Below are 14126 nucleotides of genomic sequence, written 5' to 3' on the forward strand. Positions count from 1 at the left end.
CGGCGCCGCCCAGGTCCGGGCCCGGAGGAACACGTCCCCGGGCCCGGACCGGGCCCGTGGCCAGGAGTGGCCCTCGCTCGCCGCCGGACAGAGCCGGGCGTAGCCTGACAACGTGCCACAGAACCGATCCGACCGCTTCCCGTCCGCCAGCACGCCCTCCCCGGACCGGCGCCGCATCGACGGCATCGACGCCGCGCGGGCGCTCGCGGTCTTCGGGATGTTCGCCGTCCACCTCGGGGTCGTCTCCTTCGGCCTGCTGCCGGAGGAACAGGGGTGGGAGCTGCACAGCCTCGTGCGCGGCAACTCCTCCGCGCTCTTCGCCTTCCTCGCCGGGGTCTCGCTGGCCCTCATGACCGGGCGCACCAGACCCGTCGAGGGCGACTCCCTGCGCCGGGCGGTCGTCCGCATCCTGGCCCGCGCCCTGCTGATCGGGCTGCTCGGGTTCGTCCTGGACGCCTTCGCCGTGCCGGTGGCGATCATCCTCACCTACTACGCCGGGTTCTTCGTGCTGGCCCTGCCGCTGCTGCGGGCGCGCGCGACCCTGCTGTGGGCGGCGGCGGGCACCCTGGCGCTGCTGGGGCCGGTCGTGTCCTTCCTGCTCCGCCAGGAGTACTTCCCGGGAGGGATCCGTACCAGTGCGGTCAGCTCGTTCACCGAGTTCCTCCTGACCGGCTACTACCCGGCGATCACCTTCATGGTGTTCGTGATCGCGGGCATGGCGGTGGGCCGCACCGACCTCACCTCCTCCGTGGTGCGGGTCCGGATGGCGGTCGGCGGCGCCGTCGCGGCGGCCTCGGGCTACCTGGGCTCCTGGTTCCTGCTGTACCCGTTGGGTGGCCTGGACCGGCTGACGGTGGCGGAGAACCCCTTCCTCGAAGGTCGGCCGCTGGGCTCACTGGACCCCGCGTACGCGGAGGACCTGCGGTACGCCACGACCGACCACGCCCACAGCATCAGCGGCCAGGTGCCCACCGACTCCTGGTGGTGGCTGGCGGTGAACACCCCGCACACCGGGACCACCTTCGAGATCCTCGAAGCGGTGGGTCAGGCCCTGGTCGTGCTGGTCGTGTGCATGGTGCTCGCGGAGCTCCTGCCCCGCCTGCTGTACCCGCTGACCTCGGTGGGCCGGATGCCCCTGACCGTCTACTCGGGGCACATCCTGGTCCTCGCGGTCATCGTGGCCCTGCACCCGGAGGACTCCGCCGGCGGCCCCTGGTACCTGGAACTGTTCGTCCTCGGCTCGCTGGTCTTCGCGAGCCTGTGGCGCTGGGCCGTGGGCCGCGGGCCGCTGGAGACCGGTCTCGGCTCCTTCGCGGACGCCGCGGTCGGCTTCGTGGAGGGCGGCCGGTCCGACCGGGGCGACCTCGGGGGGCGGGGGCCCGGCGGGGGCTGAGACGTGGGGCGCGGAGCGGCGCCCCCGCTCAGGTCCGGTCCTCGGGCCTGGTGATGTGCGCGGAGGTGCGGTCCTGGTGCGCCAGGGTGTCGGTGGTGGTGCGCGTGTTCTGCCGGATCAGGCGGCGGGCGTCGTCGGCGGCCGAACGCGCCACCGCCGGGCTCGCCACGGGGCGCGCCGACAGCTCGGTGTCCTCGGGCAGGCCGATGTCCATGGGCAGCCCGGCTCGGCCGATCACCCGCAGCTGCGCCGACTCCTGCGACTGCGAGGGCCGGATGTCACCGTCCGGGGTCTTCCACGCCGACAGCCGGTGCGCGAACCAGGGGGCGCCCCGGAAGTCCGGGCCGCTCTCCCACTCGACCCCGTCGGGACGGTGGGCCAGGGCGTGCTGGAGGTCGGCCAGGGTCCACCCGGCCGAGAAGAACCGGGCGCTCTCGTTCCTGAGGGCGGCGAAGCCCACGCCGCGCAGGGAGGCGTCCTCACGGCGCAGCAGCTCACAGGCGTCGTGCACCGCGTGCGGGGTGTGCCGGGGCCGGTGCAGGGGGTCGGCCTCGGGCTTGCGCAGCAGGGAGTCGTCGATGGTCACGATCACCTCGCCCCGGCGGTTGTCCCAGATGCTCACGTCCTCGCGCGCCCACCCCTGCGACTCGGCCAGCGCCGTGGCCATTCTGCGCAGGTCGACCTGCCTGTCGTCACTGCTGATCCGGAACTCCGCCATGCCTCCAGACTAGGCGAGGACCCGGGCCGGGCCCTCCGAGCGCGCCCCGGATCGGGTCGTTCGCGCCCCACCCAGGGGAGTGGTCCGGTCTAGACCGCAGCTGGTCCGGGTGCTCCGTCCCGCCCGGCCGAAACCTCGTTTTTCGGGCTTTCCCCGCCCAGGATTGGAGGAATGGACGAGCTCGAAGACCGTGTTCCCTTGGAGTCTTCTCCAACCTTCGGGGCGCGCACCCGCCGGGGACTGACGCCGGACCGGCCCAGGGTTATGGTGACTGCCTGACGGCGGGGGACACCCACCCCGCGTCGAGAGGACACGCCGTTCGCGCAGGCAGCAGCGGACGGCCCCACCTGAACCGACGAGCTGTAGGTGCCCGTGCCCCACACCGCATCCGTGCCCGAGGCGACGACCAACCGAGCGCTCCGGGCCTACCTGCACGGCCTCCCGGGGGTCGACGAGGTCGGCGCCCGAGCCCGCGCCCAGGACCTGTCCACCCGGTCGATCAAGACCACCGCCAAGGCCCAGGCCATCGACCTGGCCGTCTCCATGGTCGACCTGACCACCCTGGAGGGCGCCGACACACCCGGCAAGGTCCGGGCCCTGTGCGCCAAGGCCGCCCTCCCCGACCCGACCGACCGCACCGTGCCGCACGTGGGCGCGGTCTGCGTCTACCCCGACATGGTCGCCGTCGCCGTGGAGGCGCTGCGCGGCACCGGGATCGGCGTGGCCTCCGTCGCCACCGCCTTCCCCGCCGGACGCGCCCCCATGGACGTCAAACTGGCCGACACCCGGCGCGCGGTCGCGGACGGCGCCAGCGAGATCGACATGGTCATCGACCGCGGGGCCTTCCTCTCCGGCGACTACCTGAAGGTGCACGAGGAGATCGTCGCGGTCAAGGAGGCCTGCGGCGACGCCCACCTGAAGGTCATCCTGGAGACCGGCGAGCTGGTCACCTACGACAACGTCCGCCGGGCCTCCCACCTGGCCATGCGCGCGGGAGGGGACTTCGTCAAGACCTCCACCGGCAAGGTGTCACCGGCGGCCACCCTCCCGGTCACCCTGGTCATGCTGGAGGCCGTGCGCGACCACCACGCCGCCACCGGCCGCCGTGTCGGCGTCAAGCCCGCGGGCGGCATCCGCACCACCAAGGACGCCCTCCGCAACCTGGTCCTGGTCAACGAGACCGCCGGGCCGGAGTGGCTGACCCCCGACCTGTTCCGCATCGGCGCCTCCAGCCTCCTGAACGACCTGCTCATGCAGCGCACCAGGCTGGCCACCGGCACCTACCCGGGCCCCGACTACTACACGCAGGACTGAGCCGTGATCTTCGAGTACGCGCCCGCACCGGAGTCCCGCTCCGTCGTCAGCCTGCGCGAGACCTACGACCTGTTCGTCGACGGCGAGTTCACCCCGGCCCTGAGCGGTGAGTACCTCACCACGCTCAACCCGGCCGACGAGGAGGAGCTCGCCCGGGTGGCCGTGGCCGGGGAGGCCGACGTCGACCGCGCCGTCGCCGCCGCCCGCCGCGCCCACGACACCGTGTGGGGCCGCATGAGCGGCGCCGAACGCGGCAAGTACCTGTTCCGCATCGCCCGGATCATCCAGGAGCGCTCGCGCGAACTGGCCGTCCTGGAGACGATGGACAACGGCAAGCCCGTCAAGGAGACCCGCGACGTCGACCTGCCGCTGGTCGCCGCGCACTTCTTCTACTACGCGGGCTGGGCTGACAAGCTCGCCCACGCCGGTCTGGGCCCCGACCCCCGGCCCCTCGGCGTGGCCGCCCAGGTCATCCCGTGGAACTTCCCGCTGCTCATGCTCGCGTGGAAGGTCGCCCCGGCCCTGGCCACCGGTAACACCGTGGTGCTCAAGCCCGCCGAGACCACGCCGCTCAGCGCGCTGGTCTTCGCGGAGATCTGCCAGGAGGCGGACCTGCCGCCCGGCGTGGTCAACATCCTGACCGGCGCCGGTGACACCGGCCGGGCCCTGGTCGAGCACCCGGGTACCGACAAGGTCGCCTTCACCGGGTCCACCGAGGTCGGCCGCCAGATCGCCCGCGCCGTGGCCGGGACCGACAAGCGCGTCACCCTGGAACTGGGCGGCAAGGGCGCCAACATCGTCTACGACGACGCGGCCATCGACCAGGCCGTCGAGGGCGTGGTCACCGGCATCTTCTTCAACCAGGGCCACGTGTGCTGCGCGGGTTCGCGCCTGCTCCTCCAGGAGTCCGTCGCCGAGGAGTTCCTGCCCCGGCTCAAGGAGCGGATCGCCAAGCTGCGGCTGGGCGACCCCCTGGACAAGAACACCGACATCGGGGCCGTCAACTCCGCCGCCCAGCTGGAGCGGGTCCGCGAGCTCACCGCCACCGCCGACGAGGAGAACGTCGAGCGCTGGTCCCCCGCCTGCGACCTGCCCGAGCGCGGTTACTGGTTCGCTCCCACGGTGCTCACCGGCGTCACCCAGGCGCACCGGGTGGCCCGCGAGGAGATCTTCGGCCCGGTGCTGTCGGTCCTGACCTTCCGCACCCCGGAGGAGGCCGTGGCCAAGGCCAACAACACCCCCTACGGCCTGTCCGCCGGAGTGTGGACCGAGAAGGGCTCGCGCATGCTCTGGACCGCCGAGCGCCTGCGCGCCGGTGTGATCTGGTCCAACACGTTCAACAAGTTCGACCCGACCAGCCCCTTCGGCGGCTACAAGGAGTCGGGATACGGCCGCGAGGGCGGCCGCCACGGTTTGGAGGCCTACCTTGGCTGAGCGGCGCGGCAGCAAGAAGAAGAGCAGGGGCACCGAGGCGGAGACCCCCGTCCCGGCGCGGCTCGCGGTCCGCAAGACCTACAAGCTCTACGTGGGCGGGGCCTTCCCCCGCTCGGAGTCCGGCAGGAGTTACCCCGTGACCTCAGCCGACGGCACCCACCTCGCCAACGCCGCCAAGGCCTCCCGCAAGGACGCGCGCGACGCCGTCGTCGCGGCCCGCAAGGCCTTCGGCGGCTGGTCCGGGCGCACCGCCTACAACCGGGGCCAGATCCTGTACCGGGTCGCGGAGGTCCTGGAGGGGCGCCGTGAACAGTTCGCGGCACGCCTCGTGGAGGCCGGGGGAGTGACCCCGGACCAGGCGGACCGCACCGTGTCCGCCGCCGTGGACCGCTGGGTCTACTACGCGGGCTGGACCGACAAGTTCGCCCAGGTGCTCGGCGGGGCCAACCCCGTCTCCGGTCCCTTCTACAACCACTCCGCGCCCGAACCCACCGGCGTGGTCGCGGTGTTCGCGCCCCAGGACGCCCCGCTGCTCGGCCTGACCTCGGTGGTCGCCCCGGTGATCGCCACCGGCAACACGGCCGTGGTGGTCACTTCCGAGGCCGCGCCGCTGGCCGCCGTCGAGCTGGCCGAGGTGCTGGCCACCTCCGACCTGCCCGGCGGAGTGGTCAACCTGATCACCGGCGCCGCGGGCGAGATCGGCCCGCACCTGGCCGCGCACGCCGACGTCAACGCCCTGGACCTCGCCGGGGCGGGGGAACACGCCGTGGAGTTCGAGAGGTCGGCGGCGACCACCCTCACCCGGGTGCTGCGCCCCGGCCCGGAGGCCGACGGCGGGGAGGACGCCTGGCTCGGCGCCGACCCCGGGACCTCCCGGCTGACCCCTTTCCTGGAGACCAAGACGGTCTGGCATCCGGTCGGGGTGTAAGACTGACGGTCCGGCCCGCCCCCACCTTCCGGGGGCGGGCACGGTCCGACAGCCGAGTGGAGGAACGGTGTCAGCGAACACCCCCGAGCAGGCCGAACCCCGAACCAGCGAGTCGCACACGCCCGAACCGGTGCGCGTCCCCGGGCTGCGCCTGGTGCGCCTGGACCGCACCACCCCCGAGGTGGCCCTGCTGCGCGAGGTCCTGCCCCGCCAACGGGTCGCCCCCGAACAGCGCCGGTTCATCGACGAGGCGGTGCACACCCTGCCCCGCGCCGACGACGACCCCGCGCGGCACCCGTTCGCGATCGTCCTCAACGACGGACCCCTGACCGACCGGAGCGCCGTCCTGGACGCCTGCGTCGGCTTCGGTGTCATCGACCGGGTCGGCCAGCTCCGCGACCTCGTCGACGACCCGGAGCACGCCGTGCAGCTGCGCGCCTTCTACGTCCCCCTCGAACACCAGGGCAAGGGGATCGGCCGCGCCGCCTGCTCCGCGCCGCTGCTCGACCTCCTGGTGGCGGCGATCGCGCCCGGGGCCACCCGGATCGCGCTGTGCGTCAACGACGGCAACGACATGGGCGAGCGCACCTACCGCTCGGCCGGGTTCGTCCCCAACGGCCGCCGCCACGACGCCGGGGAGCACGGCATGCAGAGCGTGTTCACCCGACCGGTGGAGACCGGCTCCCACCCCGTGCCGCAGCTGCCGGAACACCGATGACGCGCTGGCGGGGTTCGCGCAGGAGGGCGGCGGGGCGCTGGGACGCCTCCCAGATCCGCCTGGTGCGGCTGGACACGGGAACGGCCGAGGCCGCCCTGCTCAGGGAGGCCGCGCTCGGGCACGACCTGCCACCCGAGCAGCTGCGCTTCACCGGGCTGCCCGCGCGGACCCTGCCGGACGCGGACGGCGACCCCGAACGCTTCCCGTACGCGATCGTCGCCCTGGAGGGGCCGATCACCGGCCCCGACCGGGCCCGGGACGCCTGCGCCGGGTTCGGGGTCCTGGATCGGATCCTGCAGTCGGCGCTGGTCGACGCGCCGGAACGCGCGGTGCTGCTGCGCGCCTACTACGTCACGCCACAATGGCAGGGCCGGGGCGTCGGCCGGGCCTCGTGCTCCGCGCCCCTGCTCGACGCGCTCGCCCGCGAGGTCGCGCCGCACGCGGAGGAGATCGTGCTCTGCGTGAACCAGGCCAACCAGACGGCGCAGCGCGTCTACAAGGCCTCGGGCTTCGACTTCACCGGCACGGTCGTCCCCGGAGGCGCGGGCCCCCAGGAAGTGATGTCGCGCCCCCTGGAGACCGGAACCCACCCCGAACCGCACCAGCGGTACCGACGAACGGAGAAACCCCAGTGACTCGCACACCCCAGGCCGCCGCCGAGGAGGCCGCAACCGAGCTGCGTTCGCGCACCGGTGTGGACAGCTACGACGTGGCCCTGGTGATGGGGTCCGGGTGGGCGCCCGCCGCCGACCTGCTCGGTGACTCCAAGCACGAGTTCGCCACCTCCGAACTGCCCGGCTTCCTTCCCCCGGCGGTGGAGGGCCACAGCGGGACGCTCCGCAGCATCGTGGACGGCGACCGCAACACCCTCGCCTTCCTCGGCCGCACCCACCTGTACGAGGGCCACGGCACGGACGCGGTCGTGCACAACGTCCGCACCGCCGTCGCGGCGGGTGCCACGACCATCGTGCTCACCAACGCGGCGGGCGGCATCAACCCCGACTACGCCGTGGGTTCGCCGGTGCTCATCGCGGACCACCTGAACATGACCGCGCGCTCCCCGCTGACCGGCGCGACCTTCGTGGACCTCACGGAGACCTACACCGCCGAGCTGCGCGCCGTCGCCCGCGAGGTCGACCCCGACCTGCCCGAGGGCGTGTACGCGGCCATGCCCGGCCCGCACTTCGAGACCCCCGCCGAGATCCGCATGCTCCGCGCCATGGGAGCCGACCTGGTCGGCATGTCCACGGTCCTGGAGGCCATCGCCGCCCGCGAGGCCGGGGCCCGCGTACTGGGGATGTCCCTGGTCACCAACATCGCGGCCGGGCTGGAGGGGGCCAACCTCGACCACGAGGACGTCCTCGCCACCGGACGCGACTCCGCCGCCACCGTGGGCCGCCTGCTCGCGGACATCGTCAAGAGGTTCTAGAACGCCTCTCGGCCCGTGCCCCACCCGGGTGCCCCACCACCCAGACAGGAGATCCCCATGACCGACTCCGCCCTCCTCGTCCAGGCCAGGGACTGGCTCGACCAGGACCCCGACCCCGAGACACGGGGGGAACTGGGCGCGCTGCTGGCCCGGGTCGAGGTCGGTGACGGGGAGGCCCTGGCCGACCTCTCCGACCGGTTCGCGGCGCGGCTGGAGTTCGGCACGGCCGGGCTGCGCGGTGCGCTGGGGGCCGGGCCCAACCGGATGAACCGCGTGGTGGTCATGCGCGCGGCCGCGGGGATCGCGGCCTGGCTCGGGGCGGCGCCCGGACACGTGGTGATCGGTCACGACGCACGGCACCGGTCGGCCGACTTCGCGCGGGACAGCGCCGCGGTCCTCACCGGGGCCGGGCACAGGGTGACCCTGCTGCCCGGCCCGCTGCCCACGCCCGTGCTGGCGTACACGCTGCGGCGGCTGGGCGCGGACGCCGGGATCGTGGTGACCGCCAGCCACAACCCGCCGCGGGACAACGGGTACAAGGTGTACGTGGGCGGGTCCGGTGACGACGCGGGCAGCCAGATCGTCTCCCCGGTGGACACCGAGATCTCCGCCGCCATCGACGCGGTCGGGCCGGTCGGCGCGCTGCCGTTGGGCGAGGACTGGGAGGTGCTGGGCGACGACGCCGTGTCGGAGTACCTGGACGCGGTGACCGCGCTGGTCCCGGACGGCCCCCGGGAGCTCTCGGTGGTCTACACGCCCCTGCACGGTGTGGGCGGCCGGGTACTGGTGGAGGCGGTGGGCAGGGCCGGGTTCGCCCCGCCCGTGGTGGTCTCCGAGCAGTTCGAGCCGGATCCCGACTTCCCGACGGTCGCCTTCCCCAACCCGGAGGAACCGGGCGCGATGGACCTGGCCCTGGCGGCGGGGGAGGCCCACGGGGCGGACCTGGTGGTGGCCAACGACCCCGACGCCGACCGGCTGGCCCTGGCGGTCCCCGGCTACGGCCTCCTCACGGGGAACGAGGTGGGCGGACTGCTCTCCGAGTACGTGCTCGACCACACCGTCGGGGCCGACCGGGTGGTGGCCACCTCGATCGTCTCCTCCAGCCTGCTCGGCGCGATCGCCCGGGACCGGGGCGTGCACTACGAGGAGACGCTGACCGGGTTCAAGTGGCTGGCGCGCGCGGGCGCGCCCGGCCAGCGCAGGGTGTTCTCCTACGAGGAGGCGCTGGGCTACTGCGTGGGCGGGGACGACGGCCGACCGGTGGCCGACAAGGACGGGGTGAGCGCGGCGCTCGTGGCGCTGGCGCTGGCGGCCGAGGCGAAGAGCCGGGGCCGCACGCTGGTGGACCTCCTCGACGACCAGGCCCGGAGGTACGGCCTGCACCTGAGCGACCAGCTGTCGGTCCGGGTACGGGACCTCTCGGAGATCACCGCGGCGATGCGGCGGTTGCGCGCCGAACCGCCCGCCGCGTTCGGCCCCCTGAGGGTGTCGGGGGTCGTGGACTTCGCCGACGGGCACGAGGGTCTGCCGCCGACGGACGCCGTGCGCTTCGAGCTCGGCGGGACGCGGGGGCGGGTGACGCTGCGTCCCTCGGGCACCGAACCCAAACTGAAGGCCTACGCCGAGGTGGTGTCGGGGGTCGACGGCGACGTCGCTGCCAGCCGCGCGCGCGGCTCGGAACTGCTGTCCGAGCTGATGGCCGCGGTCGCCGTGGTGGTCAGGGGATGATCCGGGGGAGGGGCGGGGTCACTCGCCCCCCTCGGAAGGCTCCACGACCGGTCGGTGTACGACCTCGTCGATGACGGTGAGCGTCTGGGTGGACGTCACACCGGGGAGGGACTGGAGGCGGCTCAGGATCAGGTCGCGCAGCTGGTTGGTGTTGGCGACGCGGACCAGCAGCACGATGTCCGCCGACCCCACCACGTACCAGCAGTACTCGATCTCTGGGTAGGACGAGAGGATCTCCCGGTTGGCCCGCCAGTCGGGCTGGCTGCCGGAGATGAGCACCAGCGCGGTGACACCGAGCCCCATCTTGGAGTGGTCGGTCACCACGGAGTAGCCGCGGATGACCCCTTCGTCGGTGAGGCGCTTGATCCGGTTGTATGCCGTGGCTCGGGAGACGTTGGCCAGCGCGGCGATCTCGGTGATGCCGGTCCGGGCGTCCTTGGCGAGCGCGCTCAGAATGGTCTGGTCGGTCGTGTCCGGCCGCCGGCCGTTCCTGTGCTGTTCGCCCATGGCCATGTGCGTGCTCCTCGTGTGCTCTTGTCGCAGGGCTCTGCTCCGTGCTGTCGTCATTGACAGGAAGCTGGGAAAAGCCGGTCGGAGAGATGACGGACGCGCGTTCCGTGGTGCTCGGGTCGGGGTGGGGGGTTTCGGGGGATTCGTGCGCACGGACCTCTGGTGGGATCCGCCAAACGGGGGAGTGGCGGAGAAGTTCCGACTGTACTCATGGTTGACGCACGGAGTAGGTCGGGGGTTTCCCTGACTGAGCAGTAACTACACCCGAACCGCCATAATCCGCCAGAAAATCTTGTCTTGGCACCCATTCTCCGCATATTTGTCGTGACTGTCCGGGCATACGACGACTCCTGTGCGCGGCTTCCGGGAGTCCCTCGGCTGGGCCGGGAGGATGGTGGTGTTGATGGTGATTCGTGATGTTTGGCACTGCGTGTCGTTTTCCCCTGTTCGAGGGGGTGAATCTTGGACATCTACGAACGAAACATGGTCCCACGTTCGCGATCGTATCGACTGTACGGTCGTATCTAGCGAAACTGTCCAGTTGTCCGGAGAATCAAAGGCAGACCGTGACCACCCCGAGCCCGGGTCGCGCCACCACGCGAGCGGGGCCACGTTGGGAGCCGCTCGACATGCCAACCCCAGAGCCCACGGGCCAGGGCGCCATCACCGTGGAGCACCTGCGACCCGAACTCACCCGCGAGCTGTACCGCGCCATGCGTACGGCGCGCGACCTGGACACCGAGGCGATCGCGCTCCAGCGCCAGGGCGTCTTCCCCGCCTACGTCTCCGTCCGGGGACAGGAGGCCGCGCAGGTGGGCAGCGCCAGCGCGCTGGACCCCACCCGCGACTTCGTCTTCCCCACCTACCGCGAGATGGCCTCCGCCCTCGCCTACGGGGTCGAGATGGTCGGCTACATGGCCACCCACCGCGCCCTGTGGCACGGCGGCCTCTACGACGTCATGGAGTCCCGCTTCGGCGCCGTCAACGCGGTGGTCGGCGGTCCCGTCCCGCACGCCGTGGGTTGGGCGGTCGGTGAACGGCTCCGGGGCGGCGACGGCGTCGCCATGGCCTACTTCGGCGACGGCGCCAGCTCCGAGGGCGACGTGCACGAGTCCATGAACTTCGCGGGCGTGTTCACCGCCCCCGTCGTCTTCCTCTGCCAGAACAACCAGTGGGCCCTGTCGGTGCCCAACGAACGCCAGGTCGCGGGCGGCTCCGTCGCGGCGCGCGCCGAGGGCTACGGCATGGCCGGTGTCCTCGTCGACGGCAACGACGTCGGCGCCGTGTACTCCGCCACCGCCGAAGCGGTCGAGCGCGCCCGCACGGGCGGCGGCCCCACGGTCATCGAGGCGCTCACCTACCGCGTCGAACCCCACTCCACCTCCGACGACCCCGGCCGCTACCGGGACCAGGCGGAGGCCGAGCGCTGGCGCGGACGCGACCCCCTCGACCTGCTGCGCGCCGCGATGATCGAGGCCGGACACGCCGACGGGGCCCACCTCGCCACCGTGGACGCCGAGGCCGCCACACGCGCCGAGGAGATCCGCGACGGGGTCGCGGAGGCCCCCGAGCCCGACGGTTCCGAGCTGTTCACGCACGTCTTCCGGGAGACCACCGAGGAGCTGGCCCGGCAGCACCGCACCTGGCAGGAAGAGGTCGAGCTGTGACCGAGCTGATCGAACAGGCCGACACGCCGGTCGAGGCCCGGACGGTCGAGCTGTCCATGCAACAGGCCATCAACCGGGCCCTGCGCGTCCTGCTGGAGGAGGACCCGGAGGTCCTCGTCTTCGGTGAGGACGTCGGAGCCCTCGGCGGCGTCTTCCGAGTCACGGACGGCCTCCAGAAGGAGTTCGGTGACCAGCGCGTCTTCGACACTCCGCTGGCGGAGTCGGCCATCATGGGCATGGCGGTCGGCCTGGCGATGAACGGCTGGCGGCCGGTCCCCGAGCTCCAGTTCGACGGCTTCGCGTATCCGGCCGTCGACCAGATCGTCAACCAGGTGGCGCGCATGAACTACCGCACCCGTGGCGCCGCCCCCATGCCGATCACCCTGCGCCTGCCGTCCTTCGGCGGCATCCAGGCCCCCGAGCACCACGGCGAGAGCCTGGAGGCGCTCTTCGCGCACACCCCCGGGCTGAAGGTCGTGGCCCCCTCCGACCCCGCCGAGGCCTACAGCCTGCTGCTCCAGTCCGTGCGCTCCGACGACCCGGTCGTGTTCATGGAGCCCAAGGCCCGCTACTGGGACCGCCGCCCGGTCCGGCTGAGCGAGCCCACCGACCCCATCGGCACCAGCCGGATCGTGCGCCCGGGAAGCCACGCCACCCTCATCGCCTGGGGCGCGATGGTGCACCGCTGCCTCCAGGTGGCCGAGCTCGCCGCCGAGGACGGAGTGGACCTGGAGGTCCTCGACCTGCGCTGGCTCAAGCCGATCGACGCCGCCGGTCTGGCCGCCTCGGTGGCCCGCACCAAGCGCGCCGTGGTCGTCCACGAGGCCCCGCTCACCGCCGGGCTCGGTGCGGAGGTGGCCGCGCTCGTCACCGAGAACTGCTTCCGTGAACTGGCGGCCCCGGTCCAGCGCGTCACCGGATTCGACGTGCCCTACCCGGCCGGGCCGCTGGAGGCCCAGTACCTGCCGACGATCGACCGCGTCCTGCTCGCGGTCCAGCGAACCCTGGAGTACTAGCCCCCATGGCAGAAGAGAACATCACCTTCACCCTCCCCGACCTGGGCGAGGGCCTGGTCGAGGCGACCGTCCTGGAGTGGCAGGTCGCGGTCGGGGACACGATCGGCCGCAACGACCCGCTGGTCGAGGTGGAGACCACCAAGTCCGCCGTGGTCATCCCCTCGCCCAAGGCCGGGCGCGTGGTGGAACTGCACGCGGAGGAGGAACAGGTGGTCCCGGTCGGGGAGGCCCTGGTGACCTTCGCGGTGGAGGTCGAGGAAAAGGCGCCGCAGGCCGGGATCGTGGGACGGGTTCCCTCGGAGGACGCCAAACCGCAGCGCCGGGTCCGGCTCAGGCCGCCGACGAACTGAGGCCGTTCCGGCGGGGGCCCGTTCGGATGTCGACACGAACAGACCGATCATTCCGATCATTCTGTTTATAGGAACATCTGAATGGGCCCCCGTTCGCCTCCAACAAATCCCACCCCGGATCGAGAACGGAAAAGATTCATGAACGCGAATCTCGTCGGAGACGTGACAATGCGTTATGCGGATTTGCTCCCGCAGACCCCCGGCGACCACCTCCCGGTGCTTCTGCTGCACGGTTTCGGCACCAACTTCGAGATGAATTGGAGCGCCGCCGGATGGCCGCGCGCGCTCGACGCCGCGGGCCGACGGGTGATCGGCCCGGACCTGCGCGGCCACGGGGCCAGCGACAAGCCCACCGACAGCGGGCTCTACCTGCCCGAACACTTCGTCAACGACCTCCTCGGTCTGCTCGACGACCTGGGCCTGGAACGCGTCGACGTCGTCGGCTACTCCATGGGCTCCAGGCTCGCTTGGGAGCTCGCGCTCAGCGCGCCCGAGCGGGTGCGGCGGGCGGTGCTGGGCGGGTTCGGTCCGGGCGACGCGCTGGCGGGCGTGGACACCGCCGACCCGGGTGCGGGGGACACCCCCTTCGACCACGTGTACCGGACCGTCGCCGCGCTTCCGGGCAACGACGCCGAGGCGCTCGCCGCCTGTGTCCGGGGCCAGGCCGCCCGCCCCTTCCAGGAGGAACCCCGTCCCGTCGGGGTCCCGATGCTGCTGGTCTCCGGGGCCCGGGACACCGTCGCGGAGGGCGCCGCCGGGCTCGCGGAGCGTTGCGGCGGATCGTTCGCGGAGATCCCCGGGCGCGACCACGCCAACGCCGTCTCCTCGCGGGTCTTCAAGCAGGCGGCGGTGGGGTTCCTGGAGGACTGAGTCCGCCGTGCGCCAGTGGGTCAGTCCGGTCTAGACCGGCTGGGGTCGCAC

Annotated in this window: 14 protein-coding genes; 12 read left to right on the top strand and 2 right to left on the bottom strand. The window is 72.4% G+C overall.

The features are described from left to right. Positions 1-112: 112 nt before the first annotated feature. Positions 113-1393 (top strand): heparan-alpha-glucosaminide N-acetyltransferase domain-containing protein, encoded by a 1281-nt coding sequence (locus AC0VYM_RS09010; RefSeq protein WP_475460949.1) that lies wholly within the window; start codon positions 113-115, stop codon positions 1391-1393. Positions 1394-1421: 28 nt separating this feature from the next. Here AC0VYM_RS09010 and AC0VYM_RS09015 read toward each other — a convergent pair whose 3' ends face one another. Continuing rightward, the gene (locus AC0VYM_RS09015) at positions 1422-2111 is read right to left on the bottom strand and encodes a hypothetical protein (RefSeq protein ID WP_475460952.1); all 690 of its coding nucleotides are present in this window, start codon (positions 2109-2111) and stop codon (positions 1422-1424) included. A 366-nt stretch (positions 2112-2477) separates the two neighbouring features. Here AC0VYM_RS09015 and deoC point away from each other — a divergent pair, with 366 nt between their 5' ends. The 7 genes from deoC to AC0VYM_RS09050 all read left to right on the top strand — a co-directional run bounded on the left by deoC (position 2478) and on the right by AC0VYM_RS09050 (position 9662). Further along, on the top strand, positions 2478-3425 hold the full coding sequence (gene deoC, locus AC0VYM_RS09020) for a deoxyribose-phosphate aldolase (protein WP_475460954.1): 948 nt from the start codon (positions 2478-2480) through the stop codon (positions 3423-3425). A 3-nt stretch (positions 3426-3428) separates the two neighbouring features. Further along, entirely contained in the window at positions 3429-4859 is a 1431-nt protein-coding gene (locus tag AC0VYM_RS09025; RefSeq protein WP_475460956.1) for an aldehyde dehydrogenase family protein, read from the top strand. Further along, positions 4852-5787 (top strand): aldehyde dehydrogenase family protein, encoded by a 936-nt coding sequence (locus AC0VYM_RS09030; RefSeq protein WP_475460958.1) that lies wholly within the window; start codon positions 4852-4854, stop codon positions 5785-5787. Before AC0VYM_RS09025 ends, AC0VYM_RS09030 begins: the two co-directional genes overlap by 8 nt. Positions 5788-5854: 67 nt before the next feature. After that, entirely contained in the window at positions 5855-6505 is a 651-nt protein-coding gene (locus tag AC0VYM_RS09035) for a GNAT family N-acetyltransferase (protein ID WP_475460960.1), read from the top strand. After that, a complete protein-coding gene (locus tag AC0VYM_RS09040; protein WP_475460963.1) occupies positions 6502-7140 on the top strand; it encodes a GNAT family N-acetyltransferase in 639 nt (212 codons plus the stop codon). Before AC0VYM_RS09035 ends, AC0VYM_RS09040 begins: the two co-directional genes overlap by 4 nt. Further along, entirely contained in the window at positions 7137-7934 is a 798-nt protein-coding gene (locus tag AC0VYM_RS09045) for a purine-nucleoside phosphorylase (protein WP_475460965.1), read from the top strand. Before AC0VYM_RS09040 ends, AC0VYM_RS09045 begins: the two co-directional genes overlap by 4 nt. Positions 7935-7991: 57 nt before the next feature. Further along, a complete protein-coding gene (locus AC0VYM_RS09050; RefSeq protein ID WP_475460967.1) occupies positions 7992-9662 on the top strand; it encodes a phospho-sugar mutase in 1671 nt (556 codons plus the stop codon). An 18-nt stretch (positions 9663-9680) separates the two neighbouring features. Here the strand turns inward: AC0VYM_RS09050 and AC0VYM_RS09055 are convergent, their stop codons facing one another. Beyond that, positions 9681-10175 (bottom strand): Lrp/AsnC family transcriptional regulator, encoded by a 495-nt coding sequence (locus AC0VYM_RS09055; RefSeq protein ID WP_475460969.1) that lies wholly within the window; start codon positions 10173-10175, stop codon positions 9681-9683. Between the two features lie 626 nt (positions 10176-10801). Here AC0VYM_RS09055 and AC0VYM_RS09060 point away from each other — a divergent pair. The 4 genes from AC0VYM_RS09060 (at position 10802) to AC0VYM_RS09075 (ending at position 14075) form a co-directional block, all read left to right on the top strand. Next, complete coding sequence (locus tag AC0VYM_RS09060) at positions 10802-11839, top strand: thiamine pyrophosphate-dependent dehydrogenase E1 component subunit alpha (RefSeq protein WP_475460971.1); 1038 nt, start codon at positions 10802-10804, stop codon at positions 11837-11839. Next, positions 11836-12855, top strand: coding sequence for an alpha-ketoacid dehydrogenase subunit beta (locus tag AC0VYM_RS09065; RefSeq protein WP_475460972.1), 1020 nt, complete (start codon positions 11836-11838; stop codon positions 12853-12855). Before AC0VYM_RS09060 ends, AC0VYM_RS09065 begins: the two co-directional genes overlap by 4 nt. Positions 12856-12860: 5 nt before the next feature. Further along, positions 12861-13205 (top strand): biotin/lipoyl-containing protein, encoded by a 345-nt coding sequence (locus AC0VYM_RS09070; protein WP_475460975.1) that lies wholly within the window; start codon positions 12861-12863, stop codon positions 13203-13205. 138 nt (positions 13206-13343) lie between these two features. Then, positions 13344-14075, top strand: coding sequence for an alpha/beta fold hydrolase (locus AC0VYM_RS09075; protein WP_475460977.1), 732 nt, complete (start codon positions 13344-13346; stop codon positions 14073-14075). Positions 14076-14126: the final 51 nt, after the last annotated feature.

The organism is Nocardiopsis sp. iso_237 (assembly GCF_056173345.1).